Source organism: Variovorax sp. LjRoot175 (genome assembly GCF_964253805.1).
In the GTDB taxonomy this organism is placed as follows: domain Bacteria; phylum Pseudomonadota; class Gammaproteobacteria; order Burkholderiales; family Burkholderiaceae_C; genus Variovorax.
In genome coordinates this window covers 269,649-284,498 of sequence record NZ_CAXURY020000001.1, presented here as the reverse complement: position 1 = coordinate 284,498, position 14,850 = coordinate 269,649, and the positions used below count along the sequence as shown (strand labels likewise).

The following is a 14,850-nucleotide window of genomic DNA, read 5'->3' as shown; positions in this document are numbered from 1 at the left end:
TGAACGAAGCGCGCGCGGCGATCAAATGGATCTGGATCCGTTCGTATGCGTCGATGAAACACCGTTCTCGGCCTCAAGACAAGAGGTCGTGAAGATGCGAGGCAAGCCCGCGAGAACGTGCCGAACGGCGTCGGGCTCAATGAGCTCGACTACGACTCGGTGGTCTACCGTTTCCAGGACTGCGCTAGGTTGGAAGAGATCACCGCGCAAGCACCGGTCGTGACTATCGGCAATCTGTCAGTGCCGTTCACCGCAGTTGCATCTTTCGTTCGAGCTACAGATCCGTCTGCGTTTGAGAAGGCAGGCCTTCTCATCACTCCCAAGTTCGGGCTTGCCTTCGATCCGGATGATCCGTTCTGGGTCACCGCTCTTGCCGCTCACTGCCTCGATTCATGGCGCGACTTATGAAGCCGAGAACGGTCTGCTTGCGATTTGCCAGCAAGGCCGCCCCATCGGCCATGACCGGCGCTTGCGCTGCGGGCGCCTCCGATGGCGCGCCTCCTGCCTGCGCCGAGGCGCAGAGTGGCGAAACGAAGAGCGCGGCCGCCACGAGACTGCGCCGACCCACCCACGGCCACTATGGCTTTACCTCCACCGCAAACCCGGTCCTGGCCAGTGTCGACAATCGCGCCGCATCCCAGTTGGTCAAGTGAATGCAGCCATTGGTTTCCTGGTGACCGACGCGCGCGGGAGACGGCGTTCCGTGAATGCCCCAGTGCGGTTTCGAAAGTCCAATCCAGGTGCTGCCCACCGGATTGTTGGGGCCGGGCGGCACTTCGACCTTCTTCGCCTTCGCTGGCGCATTCTTGAGGAGCCCGGGATCGTAGGTGAAGGTCGGATTCTTCACTTCGTTGGTGATCTTCATCCTGCCGAGCTCCAAGGGATCAAGCCGCCCGCCGATACTGATCGGGAAGCCGGCCAGCGGCTTGCCGTCGCGGTCGAGCACGAAGAGCATGTGCTCGGACTTGTCGATCTCGATCGACGCCGCGGCTTTCACAACCGCTGGATCCGCAGCGCCGGCCACGTTGACAATCACGATCTCATCGCCGGCCCTGAAGCGCGCGCCCTTGTTCAGGTCCGCCAGCAGCTTCGGCGCCATGTGATGCTTCTCCGACAACGCTTCCTCGACGGATTCGTAGTCGAGCGATTTCAGCTTTGCCCTATCGGCCATGTCCTTTGGCGTCGCCGTGAAGGGCCCGGCAGCATCCCTCTCGGTGACGACGTATGCGGCGAACAAAGGCGCGGTGTCGTTTCTGAGGGCCGTCCAGGTGGCGGCGTCCACCTTGCCGGTGGGGGCGATGCCGCTCGCCGTTTGGTACGCGGCCACCACACGCCGCATGTTTGCACCAAAGCCGCCGTCGATCTCGCCGGGCGAGAACCATGCGCGGTCAAGCAGGATCTGGGCACGAACCACCGCGGCGCCTCTGGCGCCCTGGGAAAGCATCGGCATCTCAGTCGCCGCATTGAGCCGGTCCAATGCCCTGGGTTTCTGCGGGTCGGAGGGGGCGGTCTTGGCTGCGGCCGATGTCTTGGCAGCGCAGGCCGCCCACGATGCACCGGATGCAGCGAGCGCCCCAGCAATCAGCAGGAACTTGCGGCGGGGAAAGGTCATCGAGCGATGCCTGCGCGAGCGGATGGAAGTAGCAGCGTATCCGCACCGCAGGCAGTCACTGTCGGCGTGCACCCCGTAAGGGCGCAGTCCACAATCCAGGACGAAATATGGGAGGACGGCGTCTCCTGAAAACTCAGCGGCGATCCGGCCCAGCCCGGCAAGTCACGCGTGGCGCTACTCGGCCGCGCGATGCCGTGCTACTCGTTGTGACCGTGATCAGGCGACAGCATCCCTCACCGCTCGCGCCTCGACTTGAATATCAGGTGCCGCGCGGAAAGAAAGTTGAGCACCATCCCCGTCAGGCTGCCAAGCGCCACGCCGGCCGCCGGCGCCCATGGGCCGCTCAGCGTGTGCAGCACCAGCACATAGACGCCATAGTTGACGAAGGCACCGCCCAGCATGGTCAGCAGGTAGCCGAGGTATTCGCGCGCCAGCGATACCTCCGAATGCCGCGCGCCGAAGGCGTAGCGCCGGTTCAGCGCCCAGGTCGCCGTCGCGGCTGCGACGAAGGACAGCACCCGTGCCAGATACCAGCCGAGCACGGGGGCCGCGAGATACAGCACGCCGACATCGACGCCCAGGCCCGCCACGCCGGCGGCCGCGAAGAACAGGAACTCGCGGCCCGCCCTCATGGCCGGCCGCGATGGCGCACACCCGGGATGGAGAGATAGCGCAGCCGCTTGGCCTCCTGCCGCCCGATGGTCACGGTGTGCAGCACGATGCCGCAGACGAAGGCCAGCATCGCGGCCAGCATGGTGCCGGTCAGCAGCACGGCCGTCGGCAGGCGCGGTACCAGGCCCGTGTCGATGTAGGTAAGGGCCAGCGGCATGGCCGCCGCGAGCGAGGCCAGCGCCAGCACGGTCGCGATGCCCGAGAAGAAGAGCAGCGGCCGCTCGCTCACGAACAGCTTGCAGATGGTCTTGAGGATGCGCCAGCCGTCGCGGTAGGTCGAGAGCTTGCTGTGCGAGCCCTCCGGGCGCGAGCGGTAGCGCACCGGCAGTTCAGCGAAGGGCATGCGCAATTCCAGCGCATGGACCGTGAGCTCGGTCTCGATCTCGAAGCCCTCCGAGACGGCCGGGAAGGACTTGGCGTAGCGCCGCGAGAACACGCGCAGGCCCGAGAGCATGTCGGTGAGATGGCCGCCGAAGAGCCCCGCCACCGCGCCGGTCAGAAGGCGGTTGCCGAAGCGGTGCCCCGTTCGGTAGGTGTGGGCGTCGTGGCCATCGTCGACGCGCGAGCCGACCACCATGTCGAGGTTGCCTTCGACCAGCGTGTCGACCAGGCGGCGCAGCTCGCCGAGGTCGTAGGTTGCATCCCCGTCGACCATCACGTAGATGTCGGCCTCGACGTCGGCGAACATGCGCCGCGCCACATTGCCCTTGCCGCGCAGCGCCACGTGCGTCACGCGCGCACCGGCGGCGCGGGCGACGGCCGCGGTGTCGTCGGTCGAGGCGTTGTCGAACACATGGACTTCGGCCTCGGGCAGGGCCGCGCGGAACTCGTCCACCACCTGCGCGATGGCCAGTGCCTCGTTGAAGCACGGGATCACGGCGGCTATACGCAATGCGGGCAGTGCGGGCAGTGCGGGCAGTGCGGGCAGCGGGGGCAGCGGGGCTGGGCGCGGATCAGGGTGCTCGGTCATTCTTGTATTGCAGGATGCGATAGGCCTTGGCGCCGTCTTTCTCGTACATCAAGGCGAAATGATCGTCGAATCCAGGCTTGGTCGTGATCTGCGGCACCATCGTGTAGGGCATGACGATGGCCTCGAAGCCCAGTGCCGCGAGCTTGCGCGCCATCTCGGCCGGGGGAAGAGGAAGAAAGTCCGTGTAGCGCCACGGTCCCAGCGCGTCGCCCCAGATCGGGTTGGGCCCGTAGTAGATCGCCTCGCTCAGCGCGATCTGGTAGACGCGGCCGGTGGCGTGCTCGCGCAGGTAGTTCATGACGGCATAGCCGGGCACGTTGGCCCGCAGGAAGGCCTCCCGCGTCTCGGGCGTCGGCGACACCTTGGTGAGCGCGCGCGCGGTATGCCGGACCGACACCGCCGCGAGCGCTGCCAGAAAGACAACGACGAAGAGACTGCCCGCGCGCGCCGGCCAGCCCACGCGGCCGGCTACCGGCAGCAGCCAGCGCAGCCCCGCCACGATCCAGCCGAGCAGCACCTGCCAGCCCAGCACCGCGATCAGCGCGATCAGCGGGAACGAAGCCGTCAAGTAGCGCGGGTAGCGCGAGGTCAGCGCCCACACGAGCACCGAGTAGGCGCAGAAGATGATCGCGGCGTGCACGGCCGGCGAGCGTCGCCAGGCCTTGCTGAGAGGCGCGAGCACCACGGGCCAGATCAGGAGGCTGGGAAAGGCGGCATGGATGCGCACGTCGTCGAGCTGGTTCTTGTAGTCGGCCAGGTTCCAGTTGCTGAAGCCGAAGAGCTTGGCGCCGATGGGATTGAAGGGATCGCCCGTCATCACGGCATTGCGCGCATACCAGTAGATGCAGGGAACGAGAAAGCACAGCAGCGCGACGGCCCAGACGCCCGGGCGCCGTTCGCGGCGGATCACGAACCAGGCCACCAGCGGCAGGAAGGTCAGCGCCTGGTACTTGGAGCCCGCCGCGAGGCCGAGGAAGAAAGCCGCCAGCGCCAGCCAGCGCGGGCCCTGCTCCGGCGGCGATTCGCGCCACCACCACAGGGCCGTGCAGGCCGCCAGCACGAACAGCGCGACGCCCGTGTCGATCAAGGCGTTCGAATAGTCGCCCATGCCGAGCCAGATGGCGGCGCCCGCGCAGCCCAGCACGCGGTTCAGGTGCAGCACGCCCAGGCGGTAGACCATCCACACCGACAGCCAGCCGGCCAGCGCGTTCAGGAAATGCGCCAGCACGTCGTCGCCGATCAAGAGCGCGGCGGCATAGAGCAGGTTGTAGTTGTACGGAAACCAGGGATAGCGCAGCCACTCATGGATGCCGAGAGAGCCGCTTTGCGCCACCTCGCGCGCATACGGCAGGTGGTACATCAACTCGTCGAAGGCGGCCGGCGGCGCCAGCGGCGCCAGCAGCGTCGGCAGCGCGACCAGCGCCAGCGCGACCAGGCCCGCCTTGTCGACCCATGACAGGGGCAGCCCCGGGTCGAAGGCGCGCACCTCCCGCCTCCATGCCGGAAACTGCACGCACGCCACCGCAAAACCGATCGCGGCCAGCAGCAGCACGCCGGCGGTGTCGAACGCGCCCGCGATGCCGAGCAGCTGGAACGCGCAGATGAAGACCCCGACGCCGAGCGCGGTGGCCACCGCGGTCTCGAGCCAGACGTCGTGGCGCACCGGCGAACCCATGCGCGACTGCACCACCCGCCCGAAGCCCCAGCAGCCGGCAACGAAGATCGCCAGCGCCGCATAGTGCGCGGCAGCAAACATCAGTTTCTGAAGCATCAGAGATTGGGGGCCAGCAGCCGCTCGAGATCCGCTTCGCTCTGCTTGCGTCGCGCTGCCTGATCCTGCAACTGGTCGTGCCCGATCTTGCCGACGTTGAAGTAGGTCGCCTCAGGATGGCTCAGGTAGAAGCCGCTGACACTGGCGGCGGGCATCATGGCGAGGCTCTCCGTCAGGGTCATCCCAATGTCCGCGCAGTTCAGGAGGTCGAACATCGGCCGCTTCACGCTGTGGTCGGGGCATGCCGGATAGCCCGGCGCGGGGCGGATGCCGCGGTACTTCTCGCCGATCATGTCCTCGTTGCTCAAGCCCTCGTCGGGCGTATAGCCCCAGAGATCGGTGCGCACGCGGTGATGCAGCGCTTCGGCGAAGGCTTCGGCCAGCCGGTCGGCCAGCGCCTTGAGCATGATGGCCGAGTAGTCGTCGAGGTCGTCGACGAAGTACTTCTCCTTCTTCTCGACGCCGAGCCCGGCGGTGACGGCGAACATGCCGACGTAGTCCTTCAGGCCGCTCTCGCGCGGCGCGACGAAGTCGGCCAGGCAGCGGCTCGGGCGCATGACGCCTTCGATGGCCTGCTTCTCGGTCTGCTGGCGCAACCCGTACCAGGTGAGCGCGGCTTCGGTGCGCGATTCGTCGGTGTAGAGCACGATGTCATCGTCGTTCTCGGTGTTGGCGGGCCAGAAGCCGATCACGCCGCTGGCGCTGAGCCAGCGCCCTTCGATCAGCCGCTTGAGCATGCGCTGGCCGTCGGCATACACGCGCACGGCCTCGGTGCCGACCACCTCGTCCTTCAGGATCGCCGGGAACGGGCCCGCGAGGTCCCAGGTCTGGAAGAACGGCCCCCAGTCGATGTACTTCGCGAGCTCGGTCAGGTCGAAGTTCTTGAACACGCGCCGGCCGATGAACTTCGGCACCGGCGGCAGGTAATTCGACCAGGCTATCGGCGTCTTGTTGGCGCGCGCCTTCGCCAGCGGCCACAGCGGCGTCTGCTTCTTGTTGGCGTGCTGGTGGCGGACCTTGTCGTAGTCGGCGTTGATCTCGTCGATGTAGGCCGCCGCCTGGTCGGACAGCAGCGACTGCGCCACGCTCACGCTGCGCGAGGCGTCGGGCACGTAGACCACCGGCCCTTCGTAGTGCGGCGCGATCTTCACCGCCGTGTGCACGCGGCTGGTGGTGGCGCCGCCGATCAGGAGCGGGATCTTCTTGATGCGGAAATGCTCGTCCTTCTGCATCTCGCCGGCGACGTATTGCATCTCCTCGAGGCTGGGCGTGATCAGGCCCGACAGGCCCACGATGTCCGCGCCCTCGACCTTGGCGCGCGCCAGGATCTCGTGGCACGGGACCATCACGCCCATGTTCACCACCTCGAAGTTGTTGCACTGGAGCACGACGGTCACGATGTTCTTGCCGATGTCGTGCACGTCGCCCTTGACGGTGGCGATGATGATCTTGCCCTTGGTGCGCACGTCGCGGCCCGCGGCTTCGTCCTGGCGCTTCTCTTCCTCGATGTAGGGAATGAGGTGGGCCACGGCCGACTTCATCACGCGCGCCGACTTCACCACCTGCGGCAGGAACATCTTGCCCTGGCCGAACAGGTCGCCAACGATGTTCATGCCGTCCATCAGCGGGCCTTCGATCACATGCAGCGGCCGGCCGCCCTTGGCCAGGATCTGCTGGTAGGCCTCTTCGGTGTCCTCGACGATGAAGTCGGTGATGCCGTGCACCATCGCGTGCGAGAGCCGCTGGTTCACGTGCACCGGGTGCTCGGGCGTGCCGCGCCACTCGAGCTTCTTGCTCTCGTCCTTGGCGCCGCTCTTGGCGGTTTCGGCCACTTCGACCAGGCGCTCGCCGGCGTCGGGGCGGCGGTTCAGCACCACGTCTTCCACGCGCTCGCGCAGCTCGGGTTCGAGGTCGTCGTAGACGCCCACCATGCCGGCGTTGACGATGCCCATGTCCATGCCCGCCTTGATCGCGTGGTAGAGGAACACGGTGTGGATCGCTTCGCGCACCGGGTCGTTGCCGCGGAAGCTGAAGCTCACGTTCGAGACGCCGCCCGACACCTTGGCGCCCGGCAGGTTTTCCTTGATCCAGCGCGTGGCGTTGATGAAGTCGACCGCGTAGTTGTTGTGCTCCTCGATGCCGGTGGCGATCGCGAAGATGTTGGGGTCGAAGATGATGTCCTCGGGCGGGAAGCCGATCTCGTCGACCAGGATGCGGTAGGCGCGCTCGCAGATCTCGATCTTGCGTTCGTAGGTGTCTGCCTGACCCTGCTCGTCGAAGGCCATCACGACCGCGGCCGCGCCGTAGCGGCGCAGCAGCGTCGCGTGGTGCTTGAACTGGGCCTCGCCCTCCTTCATGCTGATCGAGTTGACGATGCCCTTGCCCTGGATGCAGCGCAGGCCGGCTTCGATCACCTCCCACTTGGAGCTGTCGATCATGATCGGCACGCGCGCGATGTCGGGCTCGCTGGCGATCAGGTTCAGGAAGCGCACCATCGCGGCCTTGCTGTCGAGCATGGCCTCGTCCATGTTGATGTCGATCACCTGCGCGCCGTTCTCGACCTGCTGGCGCGCGACCGCCAGCGCTTCCTCGAACTGGCCGTTCAGGATCATGCGGGCGAAAGCCTTGGAGCCGGTGACGTTGGTGCGCTCGCCGATGTTGACGAAGAGCGTGCCTCGGCCGATCTGCACCGGCTCGAGGCCGGACAGCTTCATCGGAGGAACCGGGAGAACAGGGACGGAAGACGGATCGGAGGACATGGGCTCACCTGCGGAACGTGGGTCAGGCGAGCGTCGTTGCAAGCCCAAGCCTGACGCGGACGCTTCGGACGGAAGGTACCGCGCTGCAACGCTCCTTGGGAGCCGCGGATTTTACGCCGGCTGGGCCACGCCGGCGGCCGATGCGGGCAGGCCGAACAGCAGGTCGAAGGCCCAGTTGAAGACGAAGGTGTAGACCAGGAAGAACACCACCAGGCCCAGGTCCATCACCAGCGCCTGCCACAGGCTCACCTCCATCCACCAGGCGAAGACCGGCACCAGGAAGGCGACCAGGCCGCCCTCGAAGCCGATCGCGTGGGCGACGCGGCGGCGCAAGCTGCGGCCGCGCACGGCCTGGCGCGACTCCCAGCGCTCGAACAGGGTGTTGAAAGCGAGGTTCCAGAGGATCGCGATGACCGAGGCGATGACGGCCAGCACGCCCGAGTGGCCCATGCCCTGCCCCGACATCAGCGCCAGTCCGGCGCTGGCCGCGACGATGGCGAGACCTTCGTAGAGCGTGATGTAGACGACGCGGCGCTTGAGCCCTTGCATGAAATCTTCCTGTTTGGATTGGCGGTTTGGCCCCTACTTTATGTGCGCTCATCTGATATAAAAAGTCATCTTCTTTCAGAATTATTGAAAGGCCGTTGCCATGAGTTTTTCCAGCGACAACGTGCACGTGTTTCTGGCCGTGCTCGACCACGGCTCCTTCTCGGCCGCCGCGCGGGCGCTCGGCCGCGTGCCCTCGGCGGTGAGCATGGCGATCGCGAACCTCGAGGCCGAGCTGGACCTGCCGCTCTTCGACCGCGGCGGCCGCGAGCCCCAGCCGACGGCCGCGGCGCGTTCGCTGGAGCCGCAGGCGCGGCTGCTCGCCGCGCAGCTCAAGCAGCTGCAGGTGCAGGCGCTGGCGCTGACGCAGGGCCTGGAGAACCGGCTCACGCTCGCGATCGCGCCCGAGCTGCTGGCCGCGCCGTGGAGCGCGCCGCTGGCCGCGCTGGCGCGGGAATACCCGCTGCTGGAAGTCGAGGTGCTGGCGGCGCCGCAAGCCGATGCGCTGGCGCTGCTGCACAGCGGCCGCGCGCAGTTGGCGCTGGTCTTCGAGCGGCCCAGCCTCGACGGCCGCGAGGGCTTTCAGGAAGTGGCCAGCGACACCATGGTGGCCGTGATGGCGCCCGACCATCCGGTGCTGGCCGCGGCCGGCGGCCGGCTGCGCGAGGAGCACCTGACGACCACGCGCCAGATCGTGGTGGCCGGGCGCGATCTCGCGACCAGCGACCCGCGCTTCGTCTTTGCGCGCCATGTCTGGCGCACCGACAACGCCTTGGCCGCGCTGAGCCTGATCACGGCCGGTCTCGGTTGGGGTTGGCTGCCGCGCAATTTCGCGCGGCCGCACGTGGCGGCCGGCGCGCTGGTGGAGATTCCGTTCGAGAACCTGTCGAACGGGCTCGACCTGTGGGTCGACGTGGTGTGGTCGCGCGAGCGCCCGCTGGGCCTGGGCGCGCAGCGCTTCGTCGCGCTGATCGCGCGCAAGAAGAAGCCCTAGAGCGCTACAGGCCGCCGCCTGGCCTGCTGTCCCCCGGCGTCGTGCCGGGCGGCGCGCGGTTGATCCGGTCCAGTTGCCTTTGCCGCGCCTCGGCGCCGGGCAGGGCAGCCGGCGGACGAACGCCCGGCTGGCCCGGATTCATGGCCGGCGGACGTCCCGGATGCACGTCCGGTGGACGACCCGGATGGACGTCCGGCGGTCGGCCCGGATGGACGTCCGGCGGTCGGCCCGGATGCACGTTCGGCGTGCCGGCGTGCTCCGGCGGTCGGAAACCGCGGTCGGGACGCGGCGGCCGGACACCGTGATCCGGCGGTGGATGCTGCCCTGGCGAAGGCCGCCAGCCCGGCTGCGGCTGCGGACGGAAGCCCGGTCCCGGATGCGCGTAGCCGGGGTCGCGCCACGGATTGGGCCGCCAGTCCGGCCGCGGCGCCGGCACCGGGCGCCAGCCGGCGACGGGCGGCGGCGGATGGTGGCCGCCCCACCAGCGCCGCTCGCCGTACCAGGGGCGGTCGCGGTAGTGGTTGCTCCAGTAGTTGCCGATCGTGAAGCCGACGATCGGCACGCCGATGATGGCGCCGTAGGTGGCCAAGGGCACGCGCCGGTCATCATCGTAGGCGTAGTCGATGTTGGCGGCATAGACCCAGCCGCGCAGCCCGTCGGGCAGCACCACGTCGCACCATGCATAGCCGCTGGTGCAGCCGAGCACCTCGAAGGGCTGGCCATGGCCGAGTCGCGCCACCAGCGGGTAGTCGCCCGAGGGGCCGGCACGCAGATTGACCGTGCCGCGGGCGAAGGCCTCCTGCGCCGCCGCGGCGACCGGCAGAACCAGGGCGATGGTGCCGATGCCGATCCATCGCTGGACGAGCTTGTTCATGGAATGTTCCTTTGCGCTCAGGCTACGCGCGCTCGACATGTTGTCAATCAGCCACGGCCTACCCTCAGCAACGGCCAGCCGCGCAAAGACGTGCACCGCCAGGGTGCTTCTTTACCTCAGGCCGCTTCGGGATACGCGGCCGCGCGATGCAGCGTGCGCCCCGCAAGCGGCGCCACCGAGCGCCCGATGGCGGCGATGTGGTCGGGCGTGGTGCCACAGCAGCCGCCGACGATGTTGACCAGCCCCTCGGCCGCAAACTCGTGCAGCAGGCGCGAGGTGACCTCGGGCGTTTCGTCGAAGCCGGTTTCGCTCATCGGATTGGGCAGGCCGGCATTGGGGTAGCAGCTGATGAAGGTGTCGTCGGCCACGCGCGCCAGTTCCTGGATGTAGGGCCGCATCAGCGCCGCGCCCAGCGCGCAGTTGAGGCCGATGGCCAGCGGCCGCGCATGGCGCACGCTGTGCCAGAAGGCGGTCACGGTCTGGCCGCTCAGGATGCGGCCGGAGGCATCGGTCACGGTGCCGCTGATGACGAGCGGCAGGCGCTCGCCGCTGGTCTCGAAGTACTCGTCGATCGCGAACAGCGCGGCCTTGGCGTTGAGGGTGTCGAAGATGGTCTCGACCAGCAGCACGTCGGCGCCGCCTTCGACCAGCGCCTCGACCTGCTCGTAATAGGACGCGCGCAGCTCCTCGAAGCTCACGTTGCGCGCGCCGGGGTCGTTCACGTCGGGGCTGATGCTGGCGGTCTTGGGCGTCGGGCCGAGGGCGCCGGCCACGAAGCGCGGTTTGTCGGGCGTGCTGAACTTGTCGCAGGCGGCGCGCGCGATGCGGGCCGATTCGAGGTTCATCTCGCGCGCCAGCTCGGCCATCTTGTAGTCCTCCTGCGCGATGCGGGTCGCGCCGAAGGTGTTGGTCTCGATCAGGTCGGCGCCGGCGGCCAGATAGCCTTCGTGAATGTCGCGGATCACGTCGGGGCGGGTCAGCGAGAGCAGCTCGTTGTTGCCCTTGACGTCGCGCGGAAAGTCCTTGAAGCGCTCGCCGCGGTACTGGGCCTCGCTGAGCTTGAAGCGCTGGATCATCGTGCCCATCGCACCGTCGAGGATGGCGATGCGTTCGGCCAGGATGCCGGGCAGTTGCTGGGCGCGGGTGTAGATGAGGGGCTTCATGCCCCGGATTGTAGAAAGCGCGCCATGGCCCGGCCCGTGGGCGGTTATCGGTTCTATTGCTCGACGAAATCGAGCACCGCCTCGATCATGCGCCGCACCTGCGGCTGCACGCCGGCCGCGACTTTGGGCAGGTAGTCGAAGGGCAGCTTCTCCTGCATGTAGCTGGCCTGCGTCATTTCGAGCTGTACCGCGTGCACGCCGGCGGCCGGGTTGCCGTACTGGCGCGTGATGTGGCCGCCCTTGAAGCGGCCGTTGAGCGCCGCGGTGTAGGCCGGGTTCGAGGTCGCGATGCCGAGCAGCGCGGCGGCCAGCGCCGGATCGCAGCTCGCGCCGTCGGCGCTGCCGAGATTCAGGTCGGTCAGCCGGCCCTCGAAGAAGCGCGGCAGCACCGAGCGGATCGAGTGCGCATCCCACAGCGCGATGGTGCCGTGGGCGGCTTTCAGGCGGTCGAGCTCGGCCTGCAGCTGCCGGTGGTAGGGGCGCCAGATCGCGTCGACGCGCGCTGCGATCTCGGCCTCGCCGGGCAGGTCGCCGGCGGCGTAGAGCGGGGTCTTGTCGAAGGTATCGACCGGGCACAGGCCGGTGGTGTCTTGACCGGGGTAGAGGTTCTGGTTGTCCGGCGGGCGGTTCAGGTCGACCACATAGCGCGAATGGGTGGCGACCAGCACCGAGGCGCCGAGCTCGTCGGCGAAGTCGTAGAGGCGCTCCAGATGCCAGTCGGTGTCCGGCACGTGGCGCGCCTCCTCGGTGAAGCGCGCCGCCAGCGCCGGCGGCACATGCGTGCCGACATGCGGCATCGAAATCAGCAGCGGGCGTGTGCCCTGCCGGAATCGGAAAGCGGGTTCGGTGGTTTCGAAGCTCATGGTGTTGTGAGAAGTTGCGTGCGCGCGGCGATGAACGCAGCCGCCGCTTGGGAATGAAGAGGATGGCGCCCGGCCGACACGCGCGGCCGGCCCGCGACCCAAACCGTGTCGACGGCACTGCTGCGATGGCTCGCGAACACATGGGCCGAGAGCATGTCGGCGGCGGACAGGCCGGCCAGCGACGGATGCGCAGCATCCAGCACCACGAAGTCGGCCTGCTGGCCGGGCGCGAGCCCGGCGACTGCGCGGCCCGATGCCTGCGCCCCGCCCTGCACGGCCGCCATCGTCATCGCGCTCGCCACCGAAGGCTCGCCCGCATCGGCCCCGACATTGCGCTGGCGGGTCGCCAGCCGCTGGCTGTATTCGAGCATCATCAATTCCTCGGCCGCGTTGACGCAGGCGTGGCTGTCCGAGCCCACGCCCCAGCGGCCGCCGGCCCCGCGCCAGGCGCCGAAATCGAAGATGCCGTCGCCGAGGTTAGCCTCGGTGGTCGGGCACAGGCCCGCGACTGCGCCGCTCGCGGCGGCGCGCCGGTACTCGGCCGCATCCATGTGCGTGGCATGCACCAGGCACCAACGCGCATCGACCTCGGCGTGGTCCAGCAGCCAGGCGACCGGGCGCTGGCCGCTCCAGGCCAGGCAGGCATCGACTTCGGCGGTCTGCTCGGCGATGTGGATGTGGACGGGCGCCGTGGCATCGATCGCATCCAGGCCCGCCAGCGCCTCGCGCAGGCCCTCGGGCGGCACGGCGCGCAGCGAGTGCGGCGCCAGGCCCAGCCGCGCGCCCTGCGCTTCGCACAGCGGGCGCAGGCGCTCGAGCAGGCGCAGCATCGAATCGGTAGCGCGGATGAAGCGGCGCTGGCCCTCGTTCGGCGGCAGCCCGCCGAAGCCGCTGGTCTGGTAGAGCACGGGCAGCAGCGTGAGGCCGATGCCGGTGCGCTCGGCCGCGCGCAGCAAAGCGAGCGCGAGTTCGGCGTCGTCGACATAGGGCGTGCCGTCGGGCGCGTGGTGCAGGTAGTGGAACTCGCAGACCGCGCTGTAGCCGGCTTCGAGCATCTCGATGTAGAGCCAGGTCGCGATCGCCTCGACCTGCGCGGGCGAGATCTGCGCGGCGAAGCGGTACATCAGCGTGCGCCAGCTCCAGAAGCTGTCCTGCGCCGCGCCGCGGAATTCGGTGAGCCCGCCGAAGGCGCGCTGGAAGGCATGCGAGTGCAGGTTGGGCATGCCGGGGATCAGGGGGCCTGCGGACACGGGCGCGTCCCGGGGCGCCACGGCATCGGGCTGCACCTGCGTGAGCCGGCCCGCATCGTCCCAACTCAGCAGCACGTTGCGGCGCCAGCCGGTGGGCAGCAGCGCATCTTTGGCGAAGAGGGTCTTGCTCATCGGGATTTACTTCTATGCAATGCGTCCTTGCCGCACGATGCGCCTCGCCGCACGCCGGCCGAACCAGTAGGCCAGTTCCGCCACGTCGCGGGCGTCCCACAGCACGAAGTTGGCCGGCGCGCCGACGGCGATCACGCCGTGCGTTTCCTGCAGGCCCAGCGCGCGCGCCGCATGCACGGTCACGCCGGCCAGCGCCTCGGGCACGGTGAGGCGGAACAGCGTGCAGGCCATGTTCATCATCAAGAGCAGGCTCAGCGCCGGCGAGGTGCCGGGGTTGTGGTCGGTGGAAACGGCCATCGGCACGCCGGCCGCGCGCAGCGCCTCGATCGGCGGCAGGTGGGTGTCGCGCAGCGTGTAGTAGGCGCCGGGCAGCAGCACGGCCACCGTGCCGGCCTCGCGCATCGCGGCGATGCCCTCGGCCGAGAGGTGCTCAATGTGGTCGCAGGACAGCGCACCGTAGCGCGCCGCGAGCGCCGCGCCCCCCATGTCGGAGAGCTGCTCGGCATGCAGCTTGACCGGCAGACCGAGCGCCTGCGCGGCCTGGAACACGCGCTCGGTCTCGGCGAGCGAGAAGGCGATGCGCTCGCAGAACACGTCGACCGCATCGACCAGCCCTTCGGCCGCCAGCGCCGGCATCATCTGGTTGCAGACGAGCTCGATGTAGTCGCCGCTGCGCCCCGCGTATTCGGACGGCAGCGCATGGGCGCCGAGGAAGGTGGTGCGCACCGTGACGCCGTAGGCCTCGCCCAGCCGCCGCGCCACGCGCAGCTGCTTGCGTTCGTGTTCGAGCGAGAGGCCATAGCCGGACTTGATCTCGATCGCGCACACGCCGTCGGCCAGCAATTGTTCGAGCCGCGGCGCGGCCTGTGCATAGAGCGTGTCTTCGTCGGCTTCGCGCGTGGCGCGCACCGACGAGACGATGCCGCCGCCGGCCTTCGCCACTTCTTCGTAGCTGGCACCCGCGAGCCGCATCGCGAACTCGTTGGCGCGCTGGCCGCCATAGACCAGGTGCGTGTGGCAGTCGACCAGGCCGGGCGTGACGAGTGCGCCGCCGCCCTCGTGCCGCGGCAATCCCGCGCACTCGGCCGGCAACGAGGCCGCGGCGCCGATCCATCGGATCACACCCTGCTCGACCACGATGGCAGCCTCAGTGTCCTCGGGCAGGTCTGCATAGCGCAAGGCGCCGGGCGCGAGAAGCAGGCCAGTCCACAGGCCGTCGGCGGAGGCAAGAGAAGATGGCATGG

General features: G+C 68.5%; 13 protein-coding genes and 1 riboswitch. Of the genes, 2 read left to right on the top strand and 11 right to left on the bottom strand.

The features are described 5' to 3' along the window. The first annotated feature begins 117 nt into the window (after nt 1–117). Nucleotides 118–408, top strand: a complete 291-nt coding sequence (locus tag ACSQ89_RS01475) for a hypothetical protein (RefSeq protein ID WP_436292338.1) — start codon at nt 118–120, stop codon at nt 406–408. A 169-nt stretch (nt 409–577) separates the two neighbouring features. Here the strand turns inward: ACSQ89_RS01475 and ACSQ89_RS01470 are convergent, their stop codons facing one another. From ACSQ89_RS01470 to ACSQ89_RS01445, 6 genes are all read right to left on the bottom strand, one after another. Next, the gene (locus tag ACSQ89_RS01470) at nt 578–1,612 is read right to left on the bottom strand and encodes a L,D-transpeptidase family protein (RefSeq protein ID WP_436292337.1); all 1,035 of its coding nucleotides are present in this window, start codon (nt 1,610–1,612) and stop codon (nt 578–580) included. A 233-nt stretch (nt 1,613–1,845) separates the two neighbouring features. Further along, nucleotides 1,846–2,244 carry a GtrA family protein gene (locus ACSQ89_RS01465; RefSeq protein WP_093104356.1) on the bottom strand — a complete coding sequence of 133 codons (399 nt, stop codon included), beginning with the start codon at nt 2,242–2,244 and terminating at the stop codon, nt 1,846–1,848. Next, nucleotides 2,241–3,254, bottom strand: a complete 1,014-nt coding sequence (locus tag ACSQ89_RS01460) for a glycosyltransferase family 2 protein (RefSeq protein ID WP_436296064.1) — start codon at nt 3,252–3,254, stop codon at nt 2,241–2,243. Before ACSQ89_RS01460 ends, ACSQ89_RS01465 begins: the two co-directional genes overlap by 4 nt. Next, a complete protein-coding gene (locus ACSQ89_RS01455) occupies nt 3,238–5,025 on the bottom strand; it encodes an ArnT family glycosyltransferase (RefSeq protein WP_436292335.1) in 1,788 nt (595 codons plus the stop codon). The genes ACSQ89_RS01460 and ACSQ89_RS01455 overlap by 17 nt, the downstream gene beginning before the upstream one ends. Further along, nucleotides 5,025–7,784, bottom strand: coding sequence for a methionine synthase (metH, locus tag ACSQ89_RS01450; protein WP_093104359.1), 2,760 nt, complete (start codon nt 7,782–7,784; stop codon nt 5,025–5,027). Before metH ends, ACSQ89_RS01455 begins: the two co-directional genes overlap by 1 nt. A 21-nt stretch (nt 7,785–7,805) precedes the next feature. Further along, a riboswitch (S-adenosyl-L-homocysteine riboswitch) is annotated at nt 7,806–7,885 on the bottom strand. Nucleotides 7,886–7,895: 10 nt separating this feature from the next. Next, nucleotides 7,896–8,333 (bottom strand): PACE efflux transporter, encoded by a 438-nt coding sequence (locus ACSQ89_RS01445; protein WP_093104361.1) that lies wholly within the window; start codon nt 8,331–8,333, stop codon nt 7,896–7,898. Between the two features lie 100 nt (nt 8,334–8,433). Between ACSQ89_RS01445 and ACSQ89_RS01440 the strand changes: the two genes are divergently transcribed. Beyond that, nucleotides 8,434–9,324, top strand: a complete 891-nt coding sequence (locus ACSQ89_RS01440; protein WP_093104362.1) for a LysR family transcriptional regulator — start codon at nt 8,434–8,436, stop codon at nt 9,322–9,324. A gap of 4 nt (nt 9,325–9,328) precedes the next feature. Here the strand turns inward: ACSQ89_RS01440 and ACSQ89_RS01435 are convergent, their stop codons facing one another. From ACSQ89_RS01435 to hutI, 5 genes are all read right to left on the bottom strand, one after another. Beyond that, nucleotides 9,329–10,198, bottom strand: coding sequence for an SH3 domain-containing protein (locus ACSQ89_RS01435; RefSeq protein WP_436296063.1), 870 nt, complete (start codon nt 10,196–10,198; stop codon nt 9,329–9,331). Nucleotides 10,199–10,314: 116 nt separating this feature from the next. Continuing rightward, complete coding sequence (locus ACSQ89_RS01430; protein WP_436292333.1) at nt 10,315–11,361, bottom strand: homocysteine S-methyltransferase family protein; 1,047 nt, start codon at nt 11,359–11,361, stop codon at nt 10,315–10,317. Nucleotides 11,362–11,414: 53 nt separating this feature from the next. Continuing rightward, the gene (gene hutG, locus ACSQ89_RS01425) at nt 11,415–12,224 is read right to left on the bottom strand and encodes an N-formylglutamate deformylase (RefSeq protein ID WP_436292332.1); all 810 of its coding nucleotides are present in this window, start codon (nt 12,222–12,224) and stop codon (nt 11,415–11,417) included. Next, nucleotides 12,221–13,606, bottom strand: coding sequence for a formimidoylglutamate deiminase (locus tag ACSQ89_RS01420; RefSeq protein WP_436292331.1), 1,386 nt, complete (start codon nt 13,604–13,606; stop codon nt 12,221–12,223). Before ACSQ89_RS01420 ends, hutG begins: the two co-directional genes overlap by 4 nt. A 12-nt stretch (nt 13,607–13,618) precedes the next feature. Then, nucleotides 13,619–14,848 (bottom strand): imidazolonepropionase, encoded by a 1,230-nt coding sequence (gene hutI / locus ACSQ89_RS01415; RefSeq protein WP_436292330.1) that lies wholly within the window; start codon nt 14,846–14,848, stop codon nt 13,619–13,621. Nucleotides 14,849–14,850: the final 2 nt, after the last annotated feature.